23 protein-coding genes are annotated in these 25,423 nt (G+C 51.4%); 11 read left to right on the top strand and 12 right to left on the bottom strand.

Annotation, left to right across the window (positions count from 1 at the left end):
- Positions 1–7: 7 nt before the first annotated feature.
- The 5 genes from ACT53C_RS01140 to ACT53C_RS01120 all read right to left on the bottom strand — a co-directional run bounded on the left by ACT53C_RS01140 (position 8) and on the right by ACT53C_RS01120 (position 4,941).
- A complete protein-coding gene (locus tag ACT53C_RS01140) occupies positions 8–553 on the bottom strand; it encodes a hypothetical protein (protein WP_476144426.1) in 546 nt (181 codons plus the stop codon).
- Positions 554–694: 141 nt separating this feature from the next.
- Complete coding sequence (locus ACT53C_RS01135) at positions 695–2,026, bottom strand: restriction endonuclease subunit S (RefSeq protein WP_476144425.1); 1,332 nt, start codon at positions 2,024–2,026, stop codon at positions 695–697.
- Positions 2,023–3,864 (bottom strand): type I restriction-modification system subunit M, encoded by a 1,842-nt coding sequence (locus tag ACT53C_RS01130; protein ID WP_476144423.1) that lies wholly within the window; start codon positions 3,862–3,864, stop codon positions 2,023–2,025. Before ACT53C_RS01130 ends, ACT53C_RS01135 begins: the two co-directional genes overlap by 4 nt.
- 72 nt (positions 3,865–3,936) lie before the next feature.
- Entirely contained in the window at positions 3,937–4,194 is a 258-nt protein-coding gene (locus tag ACT53C_RS01125; protein ID WP_476144421.1) for a YkgJ family cysteine cluster protein, read from the bottom strand.
- 6 nt (positions 4,195–4,200) lie between these two features.
- On the bottom strand, positions 4,201–4,941 hold the full coding sequence (locus ACT53C_RS01120) for a competence/damage-inducible protein A (protein ID WP_476144420.1): 741 nt from the start codon (positions 4,939–4,941) through the stop codon (positions 4,201–4,203).
- A gap of 212 nt (positions 4,942–5,153) precedes the next feature.
- Here ACT53C_RS01120 and ACT53C_RS01115 point away from each other — a divergent pair, with 212 nt between their 5' ends.
- Positions 5,154–6,827: an MHYT domain-containing protein gene (locus tag ACT53C_RS01115; protein ID WP_476144419.1), complete on the top strand. Its 1,674-nt coding sequence runs from the start codon at positions 5,154–5,156 to the stop codon at positions 6,825–6,827.
- 29 nt (positions 6,828–6,856) lie between these two features.
- Here the strand turns inward: ACT53C_RS01115 and ACT53C_RS01110 are convergent, their stop codons facing one another.
- The 3 genes from ACT53C_RS01110 to polA form a co-directional block, all read right to left on the bottom strand.
- Complete coding sequence (locus ACT53C_RS01110) at positions 6,857–7,096, bottom strand: GlsB/YeaQ/YmgE family stress response membrane protein (protein WP_194748688.1); 240 nt, start codon at positions 7,094–7,096, stop codon at positions 6,857–6,859.
- 151 nt (positions 7,097–7,247) lie between these two features.
- On the bottom strand, positions 7,248–7,466 hold the full coding sequence (locus ACT53C_RS01105) for a hypothetical protein (RefSeq protein WP_228518837.1): 219 nt from the start codon (positions 7,464–7,466) through the stop codon (positions 7,248–7,250).
- A 58-nt stretch (positions 7,467–7,524) separates the two neighbouring features.
- Positions 7,525–10,290, bottom strand: a complete 2,766-nt coding sequence (polA, locus tag ACT53C_RS01100) for a DNA polymerase I (protein ID WP_476144417.1) — start codon at positions 10,288–10,290, stop codon at positions 7,525–7,527.
- A gap of 96 nt (positions 10,291–10,386) precedes the next feature.
- On the opposite strand from polA, the gene ACT53C_RS01095 reads away from it, so the two are divergent.
- The 4 genes from ACT53C_RS01095 (at position 10,387) to ACT53C_RS01080 (ending at position 13,347) form a co-directional block, all read left to right on the top strand.
- The gene (locus tag ACT53C_RS01095) at positions 10,387–11,112 is read left to right on the top strand and encodes an LOG family protein (protein ID WP_194749104.1); all 726 of its coding nucleotides are present in this window, start codon (positions 10,387–10,389) and stop codon (positions 11,110–11,112) included.
- Between the two features lie 103 nt (positions 11,113–11,215).
- Positions 11,216–11,560 (top strand): DUF2782 domain-containing protein, encoded by a 345-nt coding sequence (locus ACT53C_RS01090; protein WP_194748686.1) that lies wholly within the window; start codon positions 11,216–11,218, stop codon positions 11,558–11,560.
- A gap of 40 nt (positions 11,561–11,600) precedes the next feature.
- Complete coding sequence (locus tag ACT53C_RS01085; RefSeq protein ID WP_379074677.1) at positions 11,601–12,527, top strand: homoserine kinase; 927 nt, start codon at positions 11,601–11,603, stop codon at positions 12,525–12,527.
- 22 nt (positions 12,528–12,549) lie between these two features.
- Positions 12,550–13,347, top strand: a complete 798-nt coding sequence (locus tag ACT53C_RS01080) for a BPSS1780 family membrane protein (RefSeq protein WP_379074680.1) — start codon at positions 12,550–12,552, stop codon at positions 13,345–13,347.
- Positions 13,348–13,367: 20 nt separating this feature from the next.
- On the opposite strand, the gene ACT53C_RS01075 is transcribed toward ACT53C_RS01080, so the two are convergent.
- The 4 genes from ACT53C_RS01075 to trmL form a co-directional block, all read right to left on the bottom strand.
- The gene (locus ACT53C_RS01075; protein WP_476144416.1) at positions 13,368–15,137 is read right to left on the bottom strand and encodes a GGDEF domain-containing protein; all 1,770 of its coding nucleotides are present in this window, start codon (positions 15,135–15,137) and stop codon (positions 13,368–13,370) included.
- An 84-nt stretch (positions 15,138–15,221) separates the two neighbouring features.
- Entirely contained in the window at positions 15,222–17,003 is a 1,782-nt protein-coding gene (locus ACT53C_RS01070) for a PglL family O-oligosaccharyltransferase (protein WP_476144415.1), read from the bottom strand.
- A gap of 13 nt (positions 17,004–17,016) precedes the next feature.
- Positions 17,017–19,197: a DNA helicase II gene (gene uvrD, locus ACT53C_RS01065; RefSeq protein ID WP_476144413.1), complete on the bottom strand. Its 2,181-nt coding sequence runs from the start codon at positions 19,195–19,197 to the stop codon at positions 17,017–17,019.
- Positions 19,198–19,443: 246 nt separating this feature from the next.
- The gene (gene trmL, locus ACT53C_RS01060; protein ID WP_476144412.1) at positions 19,444–19,908 is read right to left on the bottom strand and encodes a tRNA (uridine(34)/cytosine(34)/5-carboxymethylaminomethyluridine(34)-2'-O)-methyltransferase TrmL; all 465 of its coding nucleotides are present in this window, start codon (positions 19,906–19,908) and stop codon (positions 19,444–19,446) included.
- Between the two features lie 141 nt (positions 19,909–20,049).
- Here trmL and ACT53C_RS01055 point away from each other — a divergent pair, with 141 nt between their 5' ends.
- From ACT53C_RS01055 to ACT53C_RS01030, 6 genes are all read left to right on the top strand, one after another.
- Positions 20,050–21,702 (top strand): GspE/PulE family protein, encoded by a 1,653-nt coding sequence (locus ACT53C_RS01055; protein ID WP_476144410.1) that lies wholly within the window; start codon positions 20,050–20,052, stop codon positions 21,700–21,702.
- 5 nt (positions 21,703–21,707) lie between these two features.
- The gene (locus ACT53C_RS01050) at positions 21,708–22,922 is read left to right on the top strand and encodes a type II secretion system F family protein (protein WP_476144409.1); all 1,215 of its coding nucleotides are present in this window, start codon (positions 21,708–21,710) and stop codon (positions 22,920–22,922) included.
- Between the two features lie 121 nt (positions 22,923–23,043).
- Positions 23,044–23,496, top strand: coding sequence for a prepilin-type N-terminal cleavage/methylation domain-containing protein (locus ACT53C_RS01045; RefSeq protein WP_476144408.1), 453 nt, complete (start codon positions 23,044–23,046; stop codon positions 23,494–23,496).
- An 8-nt stretch (positions 23,497–23,504) separates the two neighbouring features.
- Entirely contained in the window at positions 23,505–23,966 is a 462-nt protein-coding gene (locus tag ACT53C_RS01040; protein WP_476144407.1) for a pilus assembly FimT family protein, read from the top strand.
- Between the two features lie 32 nt (positions 23,967–23,998).
- Complete coding sequence (locus ACT53C_RS01035) at positions 23,999–24,622, top strand: type IV pilus modification PilV family protein (protein ID WP_476144406.1); 624 nt, start codon at positions 23,999–24,001, stop codon at positions 24,620–24,622.
- On the top strand, positions 24,606–25,397 hold the full coding sequence (locus ACT53C_RS01030; protein ID WP_476144405.1) for a prepilin-type N-terminal cleavage/methylation domain-containing protein: 792 nt from the start codon (positions 24,606–24,608) through the stop codon (positions 25,395–25,397). Before ACT53C_RS01035 ends, ACT53C_RS01030 begins: the two co-directional genes overlap by 17 nt.
- Positions 25,398–25,423: the final 26 nt, after the last annotated feature.

The following is a 25,423-nucleotide window of genomic DNA, read 5'->3' as shown; positions in this document are numbered from 1 at the left end:
TGCATTATTAGCTCACATCGTTGCTGCCGCTGCCCAACTGCATCAGTTCTGCCTCTATTAACTCAGCGGCCAGTGCACGTTCGCGTGCCCGCCCAGTGCGTAGTGCATCTAGCAAGGCCAGCAGGCGATGCAACGCCGGATCAGCCAGCGCGGCTTGCGGTGCGGTGCGGTAGAGTGGCGAAAGAGTAGGGCCTTTTGCATTGCCTGCTGGGTGAGCCCACACGGGTGCTTCACCGGCGGCAACCGAGAGTTTGCTCGCTAGTGGCTCGGCACCAAACGCAGTGGGTACACCGCGCTTGACTGGTCCGGGTGTGGCTGGCCACACATAGCGCACACCATGTAAGATAAACTCAAGCAAACTGGCACGCACTGGCGACCATTTGCCGCGCGAAGGCGCTACTGCCAGGCCCGCCGCCACGGCACGTTTGACGCTGGCATGCGTCTCAGAGGCGCTCATTGAGAGGGCCTCACCCAGCGCAGCATAAGTCCATGGCTGTGACGGGTTCGCCGCCACTTTCAATAACACCAGTAAGTCTTGAGGTTTGAGTTCCATGAGAGCCAATATTCGTAATTCGCGAATTGCGAATATTGCATATAAACAGAGGGTTGGCAAGCTTTACGGTGCTACGTGGTTTTGTGTGTTGCGCATTTGGCAATGGTTGTTGCCGAAAAGGCAACGTATATAACCGCTGGGTTAATTTGGTCGAGATTCAACCAATCCGCGTACATCGATCTGGCCGGTGACGGCAGCGGCGATAAGGGCACTGCGACGTTCTTTGAGAAGCATAATCGCACGCCTTGATTCAATGTCTAGCTGATCAAGTTTTTGAGTTTCGCCATCAAGAAATTTTGATATCACGACTTGTTCATCAGACGAGGGAAAAGCCCAAACAAAATCACGAACAAAATCATCAGGGACGCGTTTCTGGCCTCCTGCGCCATACATGCTGGATTCCGCCTGCTGTCGGAAGTTGGGTGAACGAAATATCCAGTTCAACAACTCACCGGTAACTTCTCTCTTCATAGGGCGCGCAACAATCAGTTCTGTTGTGCCGAACCCTATTCCGCCGTGTAAGCCCTGCATCAGCGCACCTTTGCCATTTTCAAAGCATGGAGTAATTTTTGCCAATGTCACGTCTCCATCTCTAAAATAGGTATAGCCCGTCTCGACTTCTGCTATAGGTCGCAATCGTTCCAGACTTAACGATCCATCATCACCAATTGCCTCCATTGGCAGGAATGAAACTAAAGTCGCACGATCATAGTGTGCAATTTCGGATTTAGATGGATTTAACTCGGCGACAAAGCGAAGGCGCTTCATCTCCCAATGCTCTGGCACCTTACCCAGCCATGCTACGCCAGAATCCTTCATCGGGGCATTGGGGTTGAGGCCGCGGGTGACGGCGAGGGAGATGGAGGCCTGGCGTTTTTCGGCCAGCAGGGCGATAAGCTTTTCCTGCTCGGCAATCAGCGCGTCAATTTTGGCGGTTTCACGGTCAAGGAAGGCTGCGATGGCAGTTTGTTCTTCAATTGGAGGAAGTGCGTAAGCTGCGCCTCGAATTAGTTCCTGATTGAGAAGTTTTGCTCCATAAATGTTTTCTGATGCGTTCTGCACTAGGAATAACGGAAATGCATAGTATGCAAATGGTAAGGCTAGTTCATCTGAGCCTCTGAAGGTTGCAATTGCTTCATTTGTGAACATGTCACAGCCAGCGAACGAGACTTGACCAATCGATAATTTGAAACTGAACAGCAGACTGCCTTCTGGCGAGAGCTCAATACCCGATTTTAAAGCCGCTGCGTCACTAATTCTCTTTGCCGTATCTATTATGGTCTTCGCACCGAGATCGGAAATGTTTGCCCAGAGATTTTCCCCCTCATATGATGAAGTGTCTCCTGTGGGAGGCGTCCATCCAGTAGAGAAGGAGCAAACATACTTCGTCTTTGTGACTTCCCAGTGCTCAGGAATTTTACCAAGCCACGGGATTGCGCTGTCTTTGTACTCCTCATACTTCGGCAAACTCATTCTGCCAACTCCCCCAACATCCTCATGATATTGGCCGACACCGCTTTCAGTTCTTCATCAATCTCGTGCAAGCTTCGTGGCGGCTCAAACACGTAAAACTGGCGGTTAAAGGGGATTTCGTAACCGACTTTGCTTTTTTCTTCGTCTATCCAGGCATCGGGCGCATGGGGGAGCACTTCGCGTTTAAAGTAGGCCTGGATATTTTCATTGAGCGGTACGTTCTCGGTATCACGCAGTGCGCTGTCTGGTTGCGGTTTGCCTTTGAGTTTGCCTTTGCTGCCTAATATGGGGTTGCCTGCCTCGTCTTTGAGTGGGCGCTCTACGGTGATGGTGGTGTAGCCAAAGTCCTGGTTTTTGAAAATGCGTGAGATAGGTACGCGTTTGAGTTTGCCGCCTTCTGGCGCTTTGGGCAGTGCGCTACCTGTGGCGACTAACTGCGGTTCGCCAATGAGTTTGCCTTGCGCGTCAAACACGCTGACTTGCTCGGCTTCAATAAAGTCGCCGAATAGTTTGGTCACGGTGGCAATATGGTCATCGCTCATCTCTTTGCGTTTTGAACCCAGGCTTTTGCGCATTTTTTGCCAGTAGCTGCTGGCATCAATCAACTGGAGTTTGCCTTTTTTAGCGGCTGGTTTTTTGTTGGAGAGTATCCACACATAAGTGGCAATGCCGGTGTTGTAAAACATATCGGTGGGTAGACCTATGATGGCTTCAACCAGGTCATTCTCAAGCACATAACGGCGAATTTCGCTCTCGCCACTGCCTGCGCCGCCGGTGAATAATGGCGAGCCGTTAAGCACGATGCCAAAACGGCTACCGCCTTCTTGCGCCGGGCGCATTTTTGAGAGCAGGTGCATGAGAAACAGCATGGAGCCATCACTCACGCGTGGCAGGCCAGGGCCAAAGCGGCCATCAAAGCCTTTTTGCTCGTGTTCTTGCCGCACGGCTTTTTCGACCTTTTTCCATTCCACACCAAACGGCGGATTGGAGAGCATGTAGTCAAACTTGGTGTGCAGGTGGCCGTCTTCACTCAGCGTGTTACCAGACACAATGTTTTCTACCGGCTGGCCTTTAATCAGCATATCGGCCTTGCAGATGGCGTAAGACTCGTCGTTGAGTTCTTGCCCAAACATGTTAAGCCGCGCTTGCGGGTTGTGCGCCAGCAGGTGCTCACTTGCGGTGGAGAGCATGCCGCCTGTACCCGCTGTGGGGTCATAAATGGTGCGTACCACGGCGTTGCCAGGGGTGAGCACATGGTCATCTTCAATAAAAATCAGGTTGACCATGAGGCGGATGACTTCGCGCGGCGTAAAGTGCTCACCGGCGGTTTCGTTGGAGATTTCAGCAAACTTGCGAATCAGCTCTTCAAATACGCCACCCATACTGGCGTTATCGACCGCCTCTGGGTGCAGGTCGATATTGGCGAATTTTTCGGTGACCAGGTAAAGCAGGTTAGCCTTGGCCAGGCGCTCAACTTGCGTATAAAAATCAAAGCGCTCAAAAATATCACGTGCTGCTGGTGAAAAGGCTTGCACATAGGCGTAAAGATTTTGGCGGATATGGTCTTGGTCACCTAGCAGTTTCACCAGGTCGAGCGGGGAGGTGTTGTAAAAGCTTTGTCCGGCTTTGCGTAACAAAAATGGCTCTGGATTAATGCCCGCCTTGGTTTTGGCATCAAACTCGGCCAGTACCGCAGGCTTGGTCGCTTCTAGCACGCAATCCAAGCGGCGCAATACAGTAAAAGGCAAGATCACGCGGCCATATTCGGATTGTTTGTAGTCGCCACGAAGCAGGTCGGCGACCGACCAGATAAAGGAAGAGAGTGCTTGATGGTTCATGCTTGCTACTGACTGAATATTTTTTTGAATGGCTGCAATATACCATTGATCAGTCTGCTGGCTGAAACTGCTTTACCTTGGCTGCGTTTCGGCTTCAAGCCAGCTTAGCCAGGTAATCGCCTGTTCACGCGTTTCTCCGCACATTTCGAGGCTGGGACTTAAGCCGCCGCAAAATGCTGGCCGCTCCGGCTTACCAAACAATTTGCATCGCAACTGGTCATCAAGCTGTATGCAGGGTACACCCGCGGGCTTGCCCTGTGGCATGCCGGGAATCGGGCTGTTGATAGACGGGGCAATGCAGCAGGCTCCGCAGTGAGGGCGGCAGTCCATTCGAGGTTAAACATCCACCCAGGGGTAGCCTAATTCAGACACGCCAGCCTTCAGCTCCAGCATGGCTGCAAGCACATGCGCACTTTCGCCCTTGAGACCGACTTCCGTGGTGCGGCGCTGGTTGGTGCGCGGCAAGCTGAACAACTTGAGCATGGGATAACGGCTCAGCATGCTGTTCATCAAGTCAATCAAGTCGCTTTCGCCTGCCTCAGTGACGACAATGGCTTGCTCCAGATAGTCCTGGCCATGAAACAGGTGACTGTAATAGGTGTCCAGCACCCATTCCACCATCGGGTGCGCCATTTCTGGAAAGCCGGGCACAAAGTAATGCTCGTGAATGCTGAATCCGGCCACGCGGTTAATCGGGTTGGGGATGAGCTCACAGCCTTGTGGAAAGTCAGCCATAAGCACGCGTTTAGGGTAAGCCGCTTCCCCATATTGCGCTTCAATATTGGCAACGGCGCCTGCATGTCGCTCAATCGGTACCCCGGCAGCCGCGGCTGCACATTGGCGGGTGTAGTCATCCGGGGTGGCGCCGATGCCACCAAAGCTAAACACAATCTCGCCGCGCGCCATACTGGCCTTGAGCAACTGCGTGATTTGCTCGGGGATATCGCCGATAAAATGCGCCCAGCTCAGTTGCAAGCCGCGGGCAGACAGAAGCGCAATGACCTTGCTGAGATGGGCATCCTGGCGCTTGCCGGACAGGATCTCGTCACCGATGATATAAATCCCAAATTGGCGCATGTTATATTGAGTAAATTAATTTTGAGTGAGCGTTTTAACAGCAGCATAATACCAAGCAATTGCTGAAAATTCACAGCATAGCCATTGCGGCAGCACTTTTGCGGTCTGGTGAGCGCGTCAGTGTGCAAGTGCTTTGATGTGGTTTTGACCCATTGCGTGCTGGCCTAGCCAGCTTTTCAGTCAGTGATCAGTACATTATCGAAAGAAATCCATTGAACAGTTTTCTCTTTGATTTTGTGAGTCCAGCAGACACCATCCTTTCATCTCGCTATGAACCCTCGATGGTCGCCTTGTCCTACCTGATCGCACTCACGGCCTCTGTGATTGCCATCCATCTGGCCGAGGTCTCCCAGCAATTCAAACTTAAGCGCGACCGTCACTTGACTATGCTTGGCGGTGGCCTGGCAATGGGATCGGCAGTGTGGGGCATGCATTTTATTGGCATGCTAGCTTTCGAGCTGTGTGCCACGGTGCGTTACGAGCTGGTCATCACCTTGCTCTCCTTACTGCCGGCATTTGTTGCCTCCTGGGCATCCATGCAATGGGTGGCGCAAGCAAGAAAATCTCCTTACGATTTAACCATTAGCGGCGCCTTGATCGGCCTGGGCATCGGGGTGATGCATTACACCGGCATGCTGGCCATGCAAACGGCTGCTGTCATGGCGTTTAATCCATGGCTGGTGCTAGTGTCCGTGTGCTCAGCAGTGATGCTAGCCATTCTGGCGTTGTGGTTTCATCAACGCTGTACCCGTTTGCGGCGACTGCGGCCCTGGCGCCATTTGTTCAGCGGCCTGGTCATGGCGGCTGCCATTACCAGCATGCACTATCTGGGCATGGCTGCGGCCAGCTTTAGTGGCCCCATACAGTTTGATGAGCCTGTGCCCACCGTAGACCGGCTGTATTTGTCCTTGCTGGTCACCATGGGCTTGGTGACCTTGCTAGGCGCTATTCTGGCGCAAACCATGATTAGTCGGCAGCGGCAATTGGCCCGCGAGTTACAGTTCAGGGAGCATCAAATGCGCGTGATCTTTCAGCACGCGATAGACGCCATTGTGATTACGGATGCCAAGGGGCATATCCAGATGGTGAATCGCGCTTTTGAGGCGATGTTTGGCGTTCAGTCGCAGGCAATCGTGGGCCGTTCGCTTGGCAAAATGATCCCCGACTGGAAGCAGCTCAGCACGCTCTCGCGCAAACGCAGGCAACATGACCAGGCTGGAAAAGTGGTCGCTGAGCGTCACGGGATACATGCGGATGGGCGCGAAATTCCATTGCGGATTGCACTGACCCGTGTGATTGAAGATGAGCTGGATTTTTGTATCAGTTTTTTGATGGATTTAACCGTATTTCGCCAGCAGCAAAACGCCCTAGAGAAACTGTTGACCGAAGATCCGCTGACCGGCTTGTTCAACCGGCGCGGCATGCTCAGTATGATGCATGGCATTGTCAGCCAGCTTCAAAGCAGTCAGCCGCAACGGGGCATTATTTTATTATTCGTGGATCTCGATGGGTTTAAAGCCGTCAACGATACCCATGGCCATCCTGTGGGCGATGAAGTGTTGATGGCCATCGCACAACGATTACCTGATGTGTTGCGCGAAGAAGATATGGTGTGTCGTTTTGGCGGGGATGAGTTTGTCATTTTGCTGACCTTTGCCTCCCAGCCGGAAGAGTTGGCCCGCATGGTTGCAGGCAAGCTGGTCGAGAGCATCAGTCAGCCCATCAAGTTGCAATCGGGTCAGGAGATCGCGGTAGGCTGTAGTATAGGTATCGCCTATGACTGGCCTAAAACGGCCGACGACATCGAAGCCTTACTGCAGAAGGCGGATAATGCGATGTATCAGGCCAAAAAAGGCGAAGCTGGAAAAGTCATCTTTTCCAGCTAGGCTGTACTGCAGTAAGGGTGAATGCTGCTTTATGCCGACCTGAGCAGGCGGGAAATAAAAATCAGGAAGACGGCACCGATGGTGGCGACGATAATGCTGCCTATCATGCCACCACTGGCACTCAAGCCCAGCAGGCCAAACAGCCAGCCGCCGACCACTGCCCCGGCAATACCAAGCACCAAATCCCAAATCAGGCCAAAGCCATCGCCTTTCATGATCAAGCCTGCCAACCAGCCCGCGATAATCCCTACAACAATTGTCCAAAGCATGTGTGTACTCCCCTGTTGTTATGATGAAGCTCTATGCTAAGCACAGTTGCGCCTGTCATCTGTCAGCCCATCTAGGAAAAACCTGTCAGATTCAGCTGACTCACTCACTGCAAACGTCCAGATAGCGCCGCGCCTACCCTGACTTGAGGATTTATTTTTTCAGACCGATGATCAACAAGGCAGCCCCCGCCGCAATCACAATCAGGCTAAGCGCTTGCGGGACTTCCACCTCTTTGGTGATCTCTGCATTGGCCTCTAAAGAGCCGATTTTTGCCACGGTCTCTTTGCTCTCGTAACTAAACCCTTTGAAAATCAGACCAGCTGCGCCGACTGCAATCAATATAATGCCTACCATCGCTAATGATTTCATGCCCAAGCTCCACAGTTAAAAAAGATAGGCTCATATTGACCGTAAGTCAGGCGACTGTCTAGTGGGCGCTCTCCCAGTTGTTGCCCACGCCGACCTCGGCTAGTAACGGCACTGATAAGGTTGCCACTTCTTGCATGAGCACGGGCAAGGTCTGTTTGACTAATGCCAGTTCATGTTCAGGCACTTCCAGCACCAGTTCATCGTGCACCTGCATGATGAGTTTGGTCTGCAGTTTTTGCTCGGTCAGCCATTGGTCGACGGCGATCATTGCCAGTTTGATCAGGTCGGCCGCCGTGCCTTGCATGGGGGCATTAATGGCGGCGCGTTCGGCGCCGTTTCTTCTTTGTACGTTAGCGCTGTTGATTTCAGGCACCCACAAGCGTCTGCCGAAGTAGGTTTCGACATAGCCTTGCTGCTTGGCCAGTGCGCGCGTGTTTTCCATATAGGCTTTGACACCGGGGTAACGCGCAAAATAGCGTTCAATGTAATTGGCCGCCGCGCCGCGCTCAATATTGAGGTTTTGCGCCAGGCCAAACGCGCTCATGCCATAGATGAGGCCAAAGTTAATCACTTTGGCATAGCGTCGCTGCTCGTTATCTACGGCCGCTTTGTCCACGCCAAAAATTTCTGCGGCCGTGGCGCGATGGATGTCTTCGTTATTGGCAAAGGCCGTCAGCATCCCGGCATCTTGTGAGAGATGCGCCATGATGCGCAGCTCAATCTGCGAATAGTCCGCCGAGATGATCTGGCTGCCGGGCGGGGCGATAAAAGCTTCGCGGATGCGTCGGCCTTCGGCGGTGCGCACCGGAATGTTTTGCAGGTTGGGGTCCGAGCTGGCCAGCCGTCCGGTAATCGCCACCGCCTGGTTGTAGTTGGTATGCACGCGCCCGGTTTGCGCGTTGATCATTTTCGGCAACTTGTCGGTGTAGGTGGATTTCAGCTTGGCCAGGCTGCGGTGCTCCAAGATTACCTTGGGCAACGGGTAATCCAGCGCCAGCTCTTGCAATACATCTTCGTCGGTACTGGGGGCGCCAGAAGGCGTTTTTTTCAAGGGTTTGATGCCCAGTTTGCCAAACAGGATTTCTTGCAACTGCTTGGGCGAACCCAGGTTAAACGGTTGTCCGGCCAGCTCATACGCCTGTTTTTCAATCTCCATCAAACGCAGGCCAATTTCATTGCTCTGGCGGTTGAGCATGTGGCTGTCGATCAACACGCCGTTGCGCTCCATGCGTTGCAACACTTGCATGCTGGGCATTTCTACCTGCTCATAAATAAAGCGCAGTTTGTCCGAGACTGTCACTTGCGGGTACAGGGCCTGATGCAGTTGCAGCGTGATGTCGGCGTCTTCCGCGGCATATTCGGCAGCCACCTCGACGGTGACCTGGCTGAACGACACTTGTTTTGCGCCTTTGCCCGCCACGCTTTCGTAGCTGATGGGGGCAATGCCCAGATGGCGCTCGCTGAGCTCATCCATGCCATGCCCTTTGTGGCTCTCAAACACATACGATTGCAACAGGGTGTCGTGCGCAATGCCTTGCAGCGTGATGCCATGATTGGCCAGCACATGCATATCATATTTGAGGTTCTGGCCGACTTTTTTAATGTTCGGGTTTTCAAGGATGGGCTTAAGTTTGGCCAGGGTCGCCGTCAAAGCCAGTTGCGCAGGCGCATCAAAGTAATCATGGGTGAGCGGGATGTAAGCCGCTTCCCCCGGCGTGACGCTGAACGAGACGCCGACAATTTTGGCTTGCATGGGGTCCAGTGAGGTCGTCTCAGTGTCAAAACAAAGCAGGGCGGCTTGTTCCAGTTTGGTGAGCCACGGTTCCAGTTCACTATCCGATAAAATGGTCTGGTAAAGCCGTCGCGTATCCGGCGAGTAATCGCCACCGGCTTGTCCGCTAAGCTCCTCGACGGTCGGTAGGGCCGGATTTTCAATCAACGGTGCTATGGCACCGTCTGGCAATTTGTCTAAGTCACGCTTCCAGCTTCTGAACTCAAAATGGTCAAACAGCGCGAGGAGTGCAGGCTTGTCCGGGGCTTTGGGGATCAGTTCATCAAAATGCTCACGGATACCGATATCACAGCGGATAGTGATCAATTCGCGTGCCGTGGGTAACCAGGGTAGGGCTTTGCGCAAGTTTTCGCCGACCACGCCTTTAATGTTGTCGGCATTGGCAACAATGTTGTCGAGAGAGCCATATTCTGTCAGCCATTTAACGGCCGTTTTTGGGCCGACTTTTTCGACCCCAGGCACATTGTCTACACTGTCACCGACCAATGTCAGGTAGTCGATAATTTTGCTGGGCGGGATGCCAAATTTGTTTTCCACCCCGGCAATATCCAATACATCATCGGTTTTACGGAAGGCATCACGCATGGTGTTGACCACGGTAATATTTTCATTCACCAGTTGCGTGATGTCTTTATCGCCAGTCGAGATAATGGTGCGGATACCTTCTTTTTCGGCCTGCTTGGCCAGTGCGCCAATCACATCGTCGGCTTCAACGCCTTCTTCAATAATCAGCGGCCAGCCCATCGCGCGGATGGTTTCGTATAGCGGTTCAATCTGCACGCGCAAATCGTCCGGCATGCTGGCGCGGTTGGCTTTGTATTCAGGATAGAGATCGTCGCGGAAGGTTTTGCCCTTGGCGTCAAACACACAGGCGCTATAGTCAGAAGGATAGTCCTTGTGCAGGCGCCGCAACATATTCAGCACGCCTTGAATCGCCCCGACTGGCTCGTTGGCCGAGTTGCGCAAATCCGGCATGGCATGAAACGCGCGGTATAAATAACTGGAGCCATCGACCAGAAGCAGGGTTTTCATTGTGTGTTCTCAAGAGTCAAATCAATGGCGTATTTTACGCATTTCAAAGCCACTTCATGTACACTAATTTGGTTTTGATTGTTGAAGGATTGAATGATGACCACCCCCAAGCTGCCTACCATGGTCGAGCCTGAGTTGCTCAATGGCGATAGTGCCAGCCATGAATCCTGGCATGCCTTTGAAATCATGGCCGAGTTTGTCGGCGCCACTGAAAACCTCAAGGCGATTACGCCCGCGGTGTCGATTTTTGGCAGTGCTCGTACCAAGCCTGACCATCCGTATTATCAACGCACCGAAGAAATTGCCCGACTATTATCAGACTCCGGCTTTAGTGTGATTTCGGGCGGCGGGCCAGGCATTATGGAGGCGGCCAATAAAGGTGCTTTTCCAGGCCGTGGCGCCAGTGTCGGGCTGAATATCAAGTTGCCTTTCGAGCAGCACGGTAATCCCTATCAGGATATCGGCATCAGTTTTAAATACTTTTTTATGCGCAAGGTCATGTTTGTCAAATATGCCAGCGCATTTGTCGTTATGCCGGGCGGCTTTGGCACGCTGGATGAACTGATGGAGGCGATTACGCTGGTGCAAACCGGCAAAAGCCGCAAGATTCCGATTATTTTGGTCGGCAGCCAGTTTTGGGCAGGCTTGATAGACTGGTTGCGCAATACGCTGGTGGCAGAAGGCATGGCTTCGCCGACCGATATGCACCTAGTGCAAGTGATTGATGAGCCGCAACAGATCGTGGACGCGATTTTCAAACATTATGAAACCACTGGCTTCGAATTGACGCCAGCGGAGCGCAAGATGCAGTTGTACCTGTAATCGCTGCGCGCAAAGCCAGGATATTTACAAGTTTATTCAGCGCTGGATGTCCGCCACGGCACGGCTTTTGCTAGAATAGCGATCACTGACTAAGGAGTCTTCCATGCGTAATGTTTCCCGTTTTATGCTGGCCACACTGTGCCTTGCGAGTTTTTCCATGCTGGCTAGTGCTGCGGCCCCCAAAGATGCCGAGTTGCTGGATGACATTCCCTCTCCGCCCAAGGTCATTGAAGGACAACCCATAGACCAGCCGACCATCTCCAAGCGCAAGGATGGTGATAACGAGGTTGAGGAATACAGCCTGAATGGTGAGGTCTATATGGTGAAAGTGACACCACCGAGCGGCAAGTCTTACTACCTGCACCGGGAAGACCGTAATGGCGAGTGGGTGCATGATGGTCCTTCTCGCCCGGTGTCCGTGCCCAAATGGATTCTTTTCCGCTTCTAAATGTTTTTGACCTGCCCGTAAGGGTAGGGTTGTCACCCACATGTCTGTTTTTACCACTCTGAGTCTGGATGAAGTGCGCCTATGGTTGGCGCCTTTTAATGTTGGCGAGCTGCAAACTTTGCGCGGCATTGCGGCTGGCATTACCAATACCAATTATTTTGTCGAAACCAGCGAGTCACGCTTTGTGCTGACTGTGTTCGAGAAAAACGATTTTGACGAGCTGCCTTATTTTGTGCACTTAATGACGCATTTATCGCAGCACGGCATTCAATGCCCAAGCCCGATTGTCGATAAAGAAGGCGTGGCCTTGCACCGGATTCATGGCAAACCTGCCCTGATGGTGAGCTGCTTGCGTGGCAGTGATGTCAGTCAGCCTAACCTGACCCAGATTGAAGCCGTGGCGCAGACGCTGGCGCGTATGCATCTGGCGGGTATGGCGTTTCATGAGCAATCACACAATCAGCGCGGTCAGGGCTGGCGCGTGATGACAGCGCAGCAGGTGATGCCCAAGCTTGCACCAGTACAGCAGCATTTGTTGCAAGAGGAATTGCAGTTTCAGCATGGCCTGGATTTGTCTGGGCTGCCACATGGTGTGATACACGGCGATTTGTTCCGCGATAACGTGTTGTTTGACGGCAATGTGTTGGGCGGCTTTATTGATTTTTACTATGCCTGCCATGATGTACTGGCCTACGATGTGGCCATCGCGGTGAATGAGTGGTGCGTGGATGCCAACGGTGTGTTTGTCGATGACAAGCTGGCCGTGTTCATGAATGCCTATCACGCGGTTCGCCCGTTCACTGCAGAAGAAAAATCCTTCTGGCCGGCCTTGTTGCGCCGCGCTGCCTTGCGCTTTTGGCTATCGCGCCTGTATGATTTTTACTATCCTGTGGTAGGGGAATTGACCCATGCCAAAGACCCGGCTCATTTCGAGCGGGTATTGCTGAATCGTCAAGCGCTTACTTAGTCGCGCTATAAAAGGGAGTCACATGACAGAAACAAACAGCCAGCGTGGTATGCGCTGGGTAAAAGAAAGCCTGGCTTTATTTAAAACGCAGCCACATATCTGGATGTTGTGCTCGCTGGCCTACATCTTCATTTTTATGGTGTTGCCATCCTTGCCATTGCTGGGATTTTTGGGCATGGTGAGTGTGGTGATCTGGCCCGTCTGCATGGCCTGGATTGTGATGCTCTACCGCCAGGTGGATATGCACGGCGAAATGTCGCCCGGTGACGCCTGGCAACATCTCAAGCTGCATCTTAAGCCTTTGTTGCTGTTGGGCGCTAGCTGCCTGATTTATGCTGTGTTGGCGACCTATCTGCTCAGCAGCGAACTTGCTTCGCTCATTTCGCATGCGCCGACCAAAGCCGGCATGAGTGATTCACATATGACCAAGTTTCTTGAAAATGCGTTGTCATTTATTGTGAAGTTGTTGTTATTGCTCTTGCCTTTGTTTATTGCCACCTGGTTTTCACCCATGCTGATTGCCCTCAATGGCTATCCGCTGGTGAAAGCGATCAAGTCCAGTATCGCCGGCATGCTGCAATATACCGTGCCCATGGGCGTAGCCTGGCTAGTCATGATGCTGGGCATGCTGGTGGTAATGCTGGGACTGGGGCTGGTGATTGGCATTTTAGGCGTGCTGATTCCAACGGTCACGCAATTGTTGATGCCGCTGCTGGTGTTTATTGCCTTGCTGGTCATTAATGCGCTGATGTTTGCATTTCAATACATCAGCTACAAAGATGCCTTCAGGGCCGCACCACAAGTCGAGGCCAGCGTTTAATCGCTTGCTTGCCGCAGGCCTTATCGCTTGCGGCGCTCGGTAAACAGGCTGTTACCGACAATCTTTTTGGCCTGTTTTTTGGCATGACTCATGGCGCCAGCCACTTCATGATGGCTGGCAAAAAACTCGGCACTAACTCTCACTGCGCCAATGGATAAGCTGCCAAACGGGAAAAAGTGTTCATTGCCCAAGCGGTCTTCAATATGAATGCCACCTGACTGCACATCCTTGAGGTCATAAAAGTCTGGCATGACCTTCGCCACCGTGTCCAGAATGTCGCGGCATATCCGTTCCCAGTCTTCACTCTGAAACACAATCACAAAGTCGTCACCGCCGATATGGCCGACAAAATCATGCTCATGGTTCACCATACTGCTCAGCATGCGCCCGACAAACTGGATCACCTCGTCGCCGCGGCGATAACCATAGGCATCGTTAAACGGCTTGAAATGATCAAGGTCACAATAACAGGCGACAAACGCTATGCGCCGTTCCAGCAGCTTGTCGATATGGGCATTAATCGGCACATTGCCCGGGAGCAGGGTGAGGGGGTTGGCATAGCGTGCGGCATGAATCTGCATGTTGGTCACTTCGCGCAACAGCGCATGACCACTGCCCATGCCCACATAACGCTCGCCGTCGACAATAATAAAGCCGTTCAGTAAATACTTGGGATCGGCTTGCAGGATCAGCTCGCTCAAGGCCAGGATGTGCATGTCCTTTTGGATGATGAGGCATTGCGTATCCATAAATGTGGTGCAGGATTTCTTGCCATGTAATTCTTTTTGGTAACGCCGCGCAAAGCGGTCTATGGTGTCATAACGGCTGATCAGCCCCAGTGGCTTGCCTTTATGGTCGGTGACCGGGATAGAGTTGAGATTGTTGTCGTGATGAAACCAGTCATAGACTTCTTCATTGGTCATTTCAGGCAGCGCCGCCACTTGATAGCTGGTGAGCCCGGACACGGTTGCTTGTTTGGAGACCATGGTTTGCTGGTCCGCAAATAAACGAATAATGTTTTTGTTGAGCAGGGTGCTCACTTCCTCGGACAAAGTCGCCTGAAATTTGGGGAACGGACGGCCCAGCAGGTAGCCCTGGGCATAGTCTATTTTCAAGTCTTTGATGACCGCCAGCTCTTCTTTGGTTTCTATGCCTTCGGCTATCGTCAGCGTGTTAGACTCCAGCGCAATTTTCTGAATGCCGCGGACAAATTCCAGCTTGATCGGATCGTTGTGGATGTTGGCAATAAAATGCTTGTCGATTTTGACATAGTGCGGTGACAGCTCAGACCACAAGCGCAAACTTGAAGTCCCTTCACCCAGATCATCGAGCGCGATTTTAAACCCGAGCGCCTTGAGTTTGGTAACCGCCTCTTTGAGCTCGGCGTAATCGCGTATGGTGGAACTCTCGGTGATTTCGATGACAATATCGCTGGCTACAAGCTGATAGTTTTCCAGTTGCTTCAAGCTTAATGACCACTCGCTTTCGCTCTGCAGCAAGGCATCCGGGCTAAAGTTCACAAACAGAGGCATGGCATGGTTCGCCCGGCGATACTCTTCAAAAATCACATCGCGCGCGATAGACTCCATCTCGATATCTCGCCCACATAACTTGGCCGCATTGAGCAAGGCAATCGGCGCATGCAGTTTGGACTCCAGCGGGCCGCGAATCAGCGCCTCATGCGCAAACACCTGCGCTTGCTTGATATCAATAATGGGCTGAAACAAGGGCAACAGGTTTCTCTGTGCCATGATGGCTTCAATTTCGGTATTGGGGGCAGCATAAATCATGCTAGCAGTATCGACGAAGCGTGAAGATTCTTGATCAAGGAAATGTCAAGATTGGATGAAATATTTATGACTATCTGAATGTTGTTAGGGCGCCGTGGCTGTGGTGTCAGCACGTTTTTGCTGTATCACCATCGCCCGCAGGATTCGTGCTTCTTGATCAGGTAGTTGTTGTATGTCCTGCTCCAGGTTTCCATTTGCAACGCTGAGCAGACGTCTCAAGTGCGCGCTGGCTTGATCATGTTTTTCAAGTAGCTCCAGCAATAGAATGAAATGTAAACATGGTCTTCGCAACGGAATGAAGCGAATCGCGTTTTCTGCGATCGATCGTTGAAGCTCTGCTTGAGTTGGATTGGGGGCTAAATAGGTGGCCAACACCAGCTCAGCATAAGGAGCAAGCAGTGTATTTTGATTGACCCAAAGCATCTCATTCACAAAGTCTTGCTTTTGAGCAAGCGACATTTCTGGCTGGCTGGCAAACAGAATTTGTTTTTCAAGTTTTTGATAGCCGATCTGCATGAAGGCCAGTTGCCAGAGGCCATACACTAATACGCCTGCCAGTGATAGCCTTAATAACTTACGGGCGGATTGAGAAAAGTTGGCGAGGGTAACTGTCGAGGCTTCCCCCATTCCGAGCAAAAAAACGAAGATCCCAAGAAAGTAGCTATACCACAAAGGATATTCAACCATGCTGTGTATGAAAATGATGCCCAGGCACCCAAGCAACCACCAGGTTTCCACTGTCGTGACATGGTGCCTGAAAAATGCCCTTGCCCATAACAATAATCCGCCCAATGCCGTGAGTAAGCCGAGTAGGCCCATTTCTGCCATCAGGTTTAAAAACAGGTTGTGGGCATGTTCAAAGAACATATGGGATGGGTTTATGCTGGGGGTCGCGGCCAGAAGATAAGTTTGCCAGCGCATTTGCCCAACGCCCATGCCTAGTAGGGGAGACTGACTAAACAAAGCCAGGCTGGTTTGCCAGAACTGCAGGCGTAACGAGGCTGAAGGGTTGCTGATCCCGTCCATGGCACGCGTAAGAGGGGTCTGGATAAAGGTCTCAGGAAGCCAGGCATTCATTGCTAATTGAAGCATGAGAAAACTGGGCAGTAACATGAGGCTGATCTTGAGTAGACGCTCGGTGGTTTGAATTGAGCGTTTTTGATACTGCAAGGTTAAATGCAACAACCCGCACAGCAATGCAATCGCGCCCAAATAAAGCATTGCACTGCGCGAGCCAGAAAAAGACAGCATTACTAAAGCCATCGCCAGGCTAATGACAGTCCATCGATTCTGGATTGCGCGTTTGGCATGTAAATACATTAATGACGCGATGCCAAGGCTGATGAAATTTGCAAAGTGATTGCGTTGTGCCAACATGCCGTAGCTTTCCAGCCTTGGGATAGGAAGGACGATGCCGCTGTGCTGTAAAAGTTGCATTACAACAAATAACCCATTGATTGCACTGCCGATGAGTAGTGACCAAGCAAGCACAATGGAAACAGCTTCCCAGCCATGCTGTTGGCGCAATTGATACCCCAGCGTTGTAAGCAAAAAGCCCCAGATCAAGTACCCTTGAATCAAAGGCAAATGGGGGGCAGTAGCCCCAGTCAGCATGGCTTGTAAGTAAGTGAGTAGCAGGAGTACTAAAAAGATGAAGCTTGATCTGGGAAGCGTGGGCGATTGCCAGAACGGCTTGGTGATCAAGGGCCAAAGTGCCAGTAATCCAAGCAGCCCGGCGATCCACTCATTGTAGAAGTTCGGGATTGGGACGTCGTGGTAGGCAATGACGAATGGCAGACAAAACATGCCACCTATCAGATAAAGACTCATTTTTGAGCCACCCAATTTTTCTGCATAGGTTTTCAATGGTTTGGTCTGGCTAGATCTTTTCCAGCTTGGCGTATTCGAGCATCAGTGTTTTTAATCCGGTGCTGCCAAAATTCACTTTCACCGCCAGATCGCTGGCGTTCCCCTCATAGCTAACCACAACCCCTTCGCCAAATTTGCTGTGGCGCACACTTTGACCAATCTTGAACGGATAGTTGGACTGGGTGCTTGCCGGTTGTGCAGCTGGCATGGTGTATTGACCGCCTGCCGCATAAGGTTTGGCAGCCGGTTTGCTATTGAGGCGTTTGGTGAGTTCGGCAGGGATTTCATCGACAAAGCGTGACGGGATGCCGTAGCGAACTTGTCCATGCAGCATGCGGCTTTGCGCATATGTCATATACAAGCGCTGGCGCGCGCGCGTGACGGCGACGTACATGAGCCGCCGCTCTTCCTCAAGGCCACCATTTTCATAGGCAGCTTGCTCGTGTGGGAACAGGCCTTCTTCGACGCCGCTGATAAACACACTCTGAAACTCCAGACCTTTGGCGGCATGCACGGTCATCAGTTGCAGGGCCTCATGGCCAACGTCGGCCTGATGGTCGCCTGCTTCTAGGCTGGCATGGTTCAGAAACTGGGTCAGCAGGTCGGCATCTTCCTCCATGTTGTGATGGTTGCCCAAGTCCTGCTTGCTAAAGGCGACCGCAGCCGTCACCAGCTCTTGCAAGTTTTCAATGCGGTCTTCGCCTTCTTTGTCGTTTTGGTAGTGCGCCATCAGGCCACTCAGGTTGATGACCATTTCTGCCATTTCACCCAGCGTGATGCCGTAGCCTTGGTCAACAATTTTCCGGATCAGGGCGACAAAGCCATCTAAGCCTTTGCTGCCTAGCTTGCCTTCACCGACTTTGTTGGTGGCGGCCTGCCATAAGCTGCATTCATTTTGGCGCGCAGCTTCTTGCAGTTGCTCCAGTCCACGCGCACCGATGCCGCGGGGCGGGAAGTTAATAATACGCAACAAGGCCGTGTCGTCGTTGGCGTTGGCAATCAGCCGCATGTAGGCCAAAGCGTGTTTGATTTCAGCCCGCTCGAAAAAGCGCAGACCGCCATACACGCGGTAAGGGATGTTGGCCGAAAACAGGGTATGTTCGAGAATGCGGGACTGCGCATTGCTGCGGTAGAGCAGGGCCATCTCGCCCAAGGGCACGCCTTCTTTTTGCAGCATATTCACTTCATCGACAATAAACTGCGCTTCGTCGGTATCGTTGTAAGCCTCATAAATGCGAATCGGCTCGCCCTTGCCGGCCGAGGTCCACAGGTTTTTACCCAAACGGTTGCGGTTGTTGGCAATGATGGCGTTGGCGGCATCGAGGATATTACTGTGCGAGCGGTAGTTTTCTTCGAGCTTGACGATATTCTGTACGTTGAAATCGCGCTGGAAGTCATTCATATTGCCGACGCGTGCGCCACGGAAGGCGTAAATGCTCTGGTCGTCATCCCCGACGGCAAAAATACTGTTATGTGCGCCGCCTAACAATTTTAGCCACAGGTATTGCAGACGGTTGGTGTCCTGAAACTCATCGACCAGGATATATTGAAAGCGTTGCTGATAATGCGCACGGATGTGCGGTTCGCGTTCTAGCAGCTCGTAGCAGCGCAATAATAACTCGGCAAAATCGGCCACGCCTTCGCGGTTACATTGCTGATCATAGGCCGCATAAATTTCACGCAGTTTCTGGCTATGGCCGTCGTAAGCATCGACGCTATCCGCACGCAGGCCTTCCTCTTTGCAGCTATTGATATAGCCCATCACCTGCTTGGGCGGATATTTTTCATCATCCACATTCATCAGTTTCATCACGCGCTTGATGGCAGAAAGCTGGTCGGCGGTATCTAAAATTTGAAAGGTATTGGGTAAGCCCGCTTCACGGTAATGCGCGCGCAACATACGGTTACACAAGCCGTGAAAGGTGCCTGCCCACATGCCGCGTGTATTAATCGGCAACATACTCGTGAGGCGGGTCAGCATTTCCTTGGCTGCTTTGTTCGTAAACGTCACTGCCATCAGGCCCATGGGGGAGGTTTGCCCAGTTTGGATCAACCAGGCAATCCGCGTGGTGAGCACGCGGGTTTTTCCACTGCCGGCCCCAGCTAGAATGAGTGCCGAGACATGCGGCAGGGTGACCGCTTGCAGTTGTTTATCATTCAGGCCCTGTAACAGATTATTTTCAGAATACATGCCGTTATTATCGCATGATGCAGCGTTTCAGGCGCAGTCTTAAGCATGCGCTTGTAGTCGGCAAATCGTTGCACTCAACATTTTTCTGGAACTTTTTAAAACCTCTCACACTCATACTTGCACGATGATGATGAATCATCTTTCCGCTTCTTTCCTCCCTGAGCGGAAGCCTTTACGATGAGGCCTATTGCCCCGATTTACCCCTTAATCGGGGCTTTTTTTGTCTATAGGTTTTAGAAGGTGATTTTAAACACCACCGGTAAACCCGACTTGTCGCCAGGCTTCATACAGCAAAATTGCGGCTGAGTTGGATAAATTCAGGCTACGGCTATGCGGCAACATTGGCAATCTGACACGATGCTCTGCCGCAAATTGGGCGCGAATTTCTTCTGGCAAGCCACGCGACTCTGGTCCAAACACAAATACATCCTCGTCTTTAAACTGCAAATCGCTGTGGCGCGTGCTGCCTTTGGTGGTCAAGGCAAACATGCGCTTTCCATGCAGGGCTTGCTGGCATTCCGCCCAGTTTTCGTAGACGGTCAACGCTGCATATTCATGGTAGTCCAGCCTAGCCCGCTTTAACTGTTTATCTGAAAGTTCAAAACCCAGTGGTTTGACCAGATGTAGCCTGGCACCTGCATTGGCACAGAGACGGATAATGTTGCCTGTATTGGGCGGGATTTCGGGTTCGAAAAGCACGATATGAAACATGTTTGGCTGCTTGTTTGCTTACGCAAGGATAGTATGACGGTGATATGATAGTCGAGAAAGTATCTCAAGATAAATAATTACAACGCCATGGCTCGTCCCGAGAAAATTAGATTAGGTGAAATTCTGGTCAGACAGAATTTCATGACCCAAGCTGAACTGGATCAGGCGCTGGAAGAGCAGCGCAAGACAGGCCGCCGCCTTGGACGGGTGATTGCTGAAAAAGGCTATGCCAACGAGCGGCAAATTGCTGAAGCCGTTGCACATCAGCTCAATATCCCTTTCCTGGATCTTGGCCAGTATGAGCTGGATCCCAAGCAGGTTCAAAAACTTCCTGAAGTGCAGGCACGCCGTTTCCGTGCCATTTTGCTCGAAGAGCGTCCAGACAGCATTCTGGTGGCGATGGTCGACCCTTCGGATGTCTATGCCTATGACGAATTGGTCAGGCTGCTCAGGCGTGATATTGATATCGTCGTGGTGCAAGAGAGTCTGCTCATGCAGACCATTGATCGTTCCTATCGCCAGACTGAGCAGATTTCTTCACTGGCGCTTGAGTTGCAAGAGGACCTGGCAGACAGCAATGCCGATCTCTCAAGCATGATGGGCGTAGACCTGGGCGTAGACGATGCGCCTGTGGTCAAGCTGTTGCAGACGATTTTTGAGGATGCGGTGCAAGTGCGAGCGTCTGACGTGCACATTGAGCCGCAAGACAACAAGCTGCTGATCCGCTTTCGGATTGATGGTGTCATGCACTTTCAAACCCAGGCAGATATCAAAATTGCCACTGCGTTGGTCATGCGTCTCAAGATCATGGCTGGCTTGGATATTTCTGAAAAGCGTCTGCCACAAGATGGTCGTTTTGGCTTCTCAGTCAAAGGTAAGGCGGTCGATATGCGTATTTCGACCATGCCAACGCAGTATGGCGAAACGGTGGTCATGCGTCTGCTGATTCAGAACACTGCGCACTTTCAGCTGGACAAATTGGGCATGCCGCCTGTTTTACTCGCGCGCTTCCGCAAAATGATTAACCGGCCCAGTGGCATGGTGTTGGTCACCGGGCCTACCGGGAGTGGTAAAACGACGACTTTGTACTCAGCATTGAGTGAGCTTAATACCCCCGAAACCAAAGTCATTACGGTGGAAGACCCGGTGGAGTATCGGTTGCCCGGCATTATTCAGACGCAGGTGAATGAGAAAATCGAGCTGGACTTCCCCAAGTTGCTACGTGCCATTTTGCGGCAGGATCCAGATATTGTGCTGGTGGGCGAGATGCGGGATGAAGAAACTGCGCAAACCGGTCTGCGTGCCTCCATGACGGGTCACCTGGTACTCTCCACGTTGCATACCAACGATGCCTCAACTGCTCCGGTGCGTTTGATCGACATGGGCGTGCCGCGTTTCATGGTGGCCATGTCCTTGCTCGGTGTCATGGCGCAACGTCTGGTAAGGCTGATTTGCCCGCACTGTGCTGAAGAGCATGCGCCTACAGAGAGTGAAACAGTGTGGCTCAATCAGGTATTGTCGGATGCAACCTTACCGACCAACTTCCGCCATGGCAAAGGGTGTCAACATTGCAACCGAACCGGTTATCTGGGGCGGGTGGGCTTGTATGAGTTTCTTGAAATGACCGATGAGCTGGCAATGGCAGCCAACATGCCAGATACCAATGTCTTTATCAAAAAAGCGCGTGAACGTCTCAAAGGTAAAACGCTGCGCGACCAATCGCTACAACTGGCGATTGAAGGTAAAACCACGCTGGAAGAAATCATGCGTGTCGATAACCAGTTTGAAGAATAACGCCTATGCCATTATTTGAATACAAAGGGCGCACCGAAGATGGCATGGTGGTGACTGGGGTACAAGAAGCCGCCGATGCCGATGCCTTGGGCGCCGCGTTAATTGGTACCCGAATTACGCCGGTAGAGATTAAGCCCAAGAAAACGGGTGCTGTTGCGATTAACCTGTTTGAAGAAAAAATCACCAGTCTTGAGGTGATGATTTTCAGCAAGCAGATGTATACGCTGCTTAAAGCCGGGATTCCGATTATGCGCGCCCTCTCAGGCATTCAAAGCTCAGTAGGCAACCCCAAGCTGGCGCAAGTGGTGGGTCAACTGCGCGTGAGCCTGGACTCAGGCCGTGAATTGTCAGTGGCGATGACCGAGCATCCAAAAGTCTTCGATAGTTTTTATATCAGTATGATCCGGGTTGGCGAAACGACGGGTAATTTGGATAATATTTTTCTGCGCCTGTCTGAGCATATCGAATTTGACCGCTTTATGCGTGGGCAAATCAAGTCGGCTTTGCAATATCCTATGTTCGTTTTGACTGCCATGGCCATTGCCATTGTGGTGATTAATGTCATGGTGATCCCGCAGTTTGAAAAAGTGTTTGCCAGCATGCATGCCGATTTGCCATTGATCACCAAAATGCTGATTGCATTTTCAAGCTTTATGCGCAACTACTGGTTTGTCTTGATTGGCATCATTGCAGCAGCTGGGTGGAGTTTTAAATCTTATATCAAGACCACCTCAGGACGCACTAATTGGGACCGCATTAAAATGCGTATCCCGATTGCCGGAAAAATTATTTTTAAAGGCACCATGGCGCGTTTTGCGCGTAGCTTTGCTTTGTCTACGCGGAGTGGCTTGCCCATTCTCTCCGCGTTGCGGCTGGTGTCACAAACCGTTGAAAATGAATATATTTCAGCCAAAATTTTGAGCATGTCTGCGGGCATTGAGCGTGGCGAAACCATCCTCAGAACAGCTACGCAAACTGGTGTGTTTAACTCACTCGTTTTGCAAATGATCGCTGTCGGCGAAGAATCGGGCTCGCTGGATACATTAATGCAGGAAATTGCCGATATGTATCAAGCAGATGTGGAGTATGACGTTAAAACCTTGGGTGCGCAGATTGAGCCTATTTTGATTATGTTTTTGGGAGCGTTAGTCTTGGTGCTTGCATTGGGCGTATTTTTACCAATATGGGACATGAGTTCTGTGATGCTAAAAGGTAGCTAGTTTTGGGTTGGGGGAGTTGACCAAAATTGTCTGGCATAGTATTTGCTATTGACTATTTAACGCAGTGTTAACCTGCCACTGTGATAAGAACGGCAGGGCATTTTGATTAGGAGTTTGAGTAATGAAAAAACAAGCTGGTTTTACATTGGTTGAATTAGTGGTTGTGATTGCAGTTCTCGGTATTTTGGCTGCTACAGCTTTGCCAAGATTTGTGAATGTTCAAAGTAATGCTCGTGCTGCGAGCATGAATGGCTTGGCAGCATCTGTGCGATCTGCAGCAAGTATGGCTCGTGCGGCATGGATTGCTGGTGGCAGTACTGGCGCTGCAGTGAATATGGATGGAAATAACGTGGCTGTTGTCGCCAACGTTGGTTATCCACAAGCAACGAATGCTGGAATTGTCGCTGCTTTGCAAAATCTTGATAACAACTTTGTTGCCACTCCTGGTGCTAATGGGATCATGACATTTAATGCAAACGGATTTGCAAACTGTTCTTTTACGTATGACCAAGCAACTGGCATAGTCAATACTGGTAATTTACAAGGTGCTGCGGCTCAGCAGAATTGCAGCTAACTTGATGTATGCGCATTCACTCTGGTTTTACGCTTGTCGAGTTGGTTGTGGTAATTGCTTTGACAGGCGTTATGGTGGCTGTCGCAATGCCTAGGTTCGCAAACGGCGACATCTTCGAAACCCGCGGTGACGCGGGTTTACTTTCATCTACATTACGCTATGCGCAAAAAACGGCAATTGCCCAGCGTCGCAATGTGTATGTGATTCACAATAATGCGGTGCCAGATACGGTCAGCTTATGTTTTGATACCGCTTGTAATCAGGCGGTAATGAGTCCTGAGACAGCTGCGGCATACGTGTTCACGAGCAGCAAAAATGTGGATATCACCTCAGATAATGCCAGCGTTGGGTTTGACGCACTCGGGCGGGCGGTGCCTAATTCTACGGTTAACTATCAAGCGACCAACAAGAAAAATAATGCGCAATCTGTGACTGTGACGGTCGAAGTAGATACCGGATATATACACTGACGAGTCTGCCACTCGCAGCTTGGATGATGACAATGCATAACAATAGACATCACTCTCAAAAACGACCATGTAAGACAGGAAAGCAGCTTCAGCTGGGATTTTCGCTGGTTGAGATGGTGGTGTTTATGGTCATTGTCACCACCGCCATCGCTGGCGTCATCGGCGGGCTTTCTTTTATGGGGCGTCATTCTGCCGATCCGCTGGCACGCAAGCAGGCAATCGCCATTGCTGAGTCGCTAATGCAAGAAATTCAACAAATGCCTTTTACATTCTGTGACCCGGATGACACGAATGCTTCTACGGCGACGAGTTATGCAGATTGTACCAATCCACAAAACGCGAGTTTAAACGGGCCTACGCCCTCTACTGAAAGCCGTTACAGCGCGACCGATCCCTTTGATAATGTGGCCGATTATGGTGGATTTTCCATGCCGGGTGGTGGATGTGCCGGGGTTTGCCGTATTGGCAGTTCTACTGCCTTGAATGGCTTAAATCCTTACTCTGCATCCGTGGCTATCACGCAAGTTGGTGGCAGTGGTGCCTTTGCAGGGCTGCCAGCAGATGCGGTGTTACAGATTGTGATTACGGTGGCAGGTCCTGCAGACACTACAATCCGTCTGACCGGATACAGGGTTCGTTATGCGCCAAGAATTTAGATCACCAAGACCTAATATAGCTGGTTTCACCTTGGTGGAATTGGTCATTGTCATTGTCGTTATGGCTATTTTGGGTGGCATTTCCGTGACCTTTATTAAGAACTCCATTCTGGCATATGTGAATTCAGAAGCCTATTATGAGCTGGCAGACCGTGCGGATATTTCCTTACGCCGGATGTCACGGGATATCCGCAATGCCTTGCCAAACAGTGTATGGGTGGCAGCCGATAATTCATACGTGGAATTTGTGCCTATCAAAGCGGGGGGGCGTTACCAGCAGGATACGCTGGATTTTGTCAGTGCGAATGACACTTTTAATGTACTTGGTGATCCAGTGCCTTCAGTTGCTTCTGGTGACCAATTAGTGATTTATAACCTTGGTATTCTAGCGGCGGATGTGTATGCGGGCGACACCATTCGCTCCTTAACCAGCACTGGTAATAACCTTAATCAACTTTCATTCAGCGGCCCCGCATTTCCCCTACCTTCTCCCGGCAGTCGCTTCTATGTGGTGAACGGGGCTGTTTTTTATGTCTGTGATTTGGCGAATCGTCGCCTATTGATGTATTCGAACTACGCGATTCCATCTGCACACCCTTCAAACTTTGCCGGACTAACACCCAGTATCGTGGCGCAAGATGTCACTGGCTGTAGTTTTACCTACACTGAAGGGGTGATGCAGCATAGCGGTGTGGTTACTGCCCAGCTCGAGCTCAGTAAAAATGGCGGTGTTGTGCGCTTAGTTAACCTGATTAATGTGGTGAATTCGCCATGAAAAATACACTTTATCGCACAAAAGGA

This window comes from Methylophilus sp. DMC14 (assembly GCF_056314085.1).
The sequence above is the reverse complement of the archived record's forward strand: the minus strand, read 5'-3'. Positions and strand labels throughout refer to the sequence as shown.

What these genes read in the sequence shown, in the direction of transcription:
- ACT53C_RS01140 (WP_476144426.1), bottom strand. Translation starts at nt 553, where the DNA reads ATGGAACTCAAACCTCAAGACTTACTGGTGTTATTGAAAGTGGCGGCG.
- ACT53C_RS01135 (WP_476144425.1), bottom strand. Translation starts at nt 2,026, where the DNA reads ATGAGTTTGCCGAAGTATGAGGAGTACAAAGACAGCGCAATCCCGTGG.
- ACT53C_RS01130 (WP_476144423.1), bottom strand. Translation starts at nt 3,864, where the DNA reads ATGAACCATCAAGCACTCTCTTCCTTTATCTGGTCGGTCGCCGACCTG.
- ACT53C_RS01125 (WP_476144421.1), bottom strand. Translation starts at nt 4,194, where the DNA reads ATGGACTGCCGCCCTCACTGCGGAGCCTGCTGCATTGCCCCGTCTATC.
- ACT53C_RS01120 (WP_476144420.1), bottom strand. Translation starts at nt 4,941, where the DNA reads ATGCGCCAATTTGGGATTTATATCATCGGTGACGAGATCCTGTCCGGC.
- ACT53C_RS01110 (WP_194748688.1), bottom strand. Translation starts at nt 7,096, where the DNA reads ATGCTTTGGACAATTGTTGTAGGGATTATCGCGGGCTGGTTGGCAGGC.
- ACT53C_RS01105 (WP_228518837.1), bottom strand. Translation starts at nt 7,466, where the DNA reads ATGAAATCATTAGCGATGGTAGGCATTATATTGATTGCAGTCGGCGCA.
- polA (WP_476144417.1), bottom strand. Translation starts at nt 10,290, where the DNA reads ATGAAAACCCTGCTTCTGGTCGATGGCTCCAGTTATTTATACCGCGCG.
- ACT53C_RS01095 (WP_194749104.1), top strand. Translation starts at nt 10,387, where the DNA reads ATGACCACCCCCAAGCTGCCTACCATGGTCGAGCCTGAGTTGCTCAAT.
- ACT53C_RS01090 (WP_194748686.1), top strand. Translation starts at nt 11,216, where the DNA reads ATGCGTAATGTTTCCCGTTTTATGCTGGCCACACTGTGCCTTGCGAGT.
- ACT53C_RS01085 (WP_379074677.1), top strand. Translation starts at nt 11,601, where the DNA reads ATGTCTGTTTTTACCACTCTGAGTCTGGATGAAGTGCGCCTATGGTTG.
- ACT53C_RS01080 (WP_379074680.1), top strand. Translation starts at nt 12,550, where the DNA reads ATGACAGAAACAAACAGCCAGCGTGGTATGCGCTGGGTAAAAGAAAGC.
- ACT53C_RS01075 (WP_476144416.1), bottom strand. Translation starts at nt 15,137, where the DNA reads ATGATTTATGCTGCCCCCAATACCGAAATTGAAGCCATCATGGCACAG.
- uvrD (WP_476144413.1), bottom strand. Translation starts at nt 19,197, where the DNA reads ATGTATTCTGAAAATAATCTGTTACAGGGCCTGAATGATAAACAACTG.
- trmL (WP_476144412.1), bottom strand. Translation starts at nt 19,908, where the DNA reads ATGTTTCATATCGTGCTTTTCGAACCCGAAATCCCGCCCAATACAGGC.
- ACT53C_RS01055 (WP_476144410.1), top strand. Translation starts at nt 20,050, where the DNA reads ATGACCCAAGCTGAACTGGATCAGGCGCTGGAAGAGCAGCGCAAGACA.
- ACT53C_RS01050 (WP_476144409.1), top strand. Translation starts at nt 21,708, where the DNA reads ATGCCATTATTTGAATACAAAGGGCGCACCGAAGATGGCATGGTGGTG.
- ACT53C_RS01045 (WP_476144408.1), top strand. Translation starts at nt 23,044, where the DNA reads ATGAAAAAACAAGCTGGTTTTACATTGGTTGAATTAGTGGTTGTGATT.
- ACT53C_RS01040 (WP_476144407.1), top strand. Translation starts at nt 23,505, where the DNA reads ATGCGCATTCACTCTGGTTTTACGCTTGTCGAGTTGGTTGTGGTAATT.
- ACT53C_RS01035 (WP_476144406.1), top strand. Translation starts at nt 23,999, where the DNA reads ATGCATAACAATAGACATCACTCTCAAAAACGACCATGTAAGACAGGA.
- ACT53C_RS01030 (WP_476144405.1), top strand. Translation starts at nt 24,606, where the DNA reads ATGCGCCAAGAATTTAGATCACCAAGACCTAATATAGCTGGTTTCACC.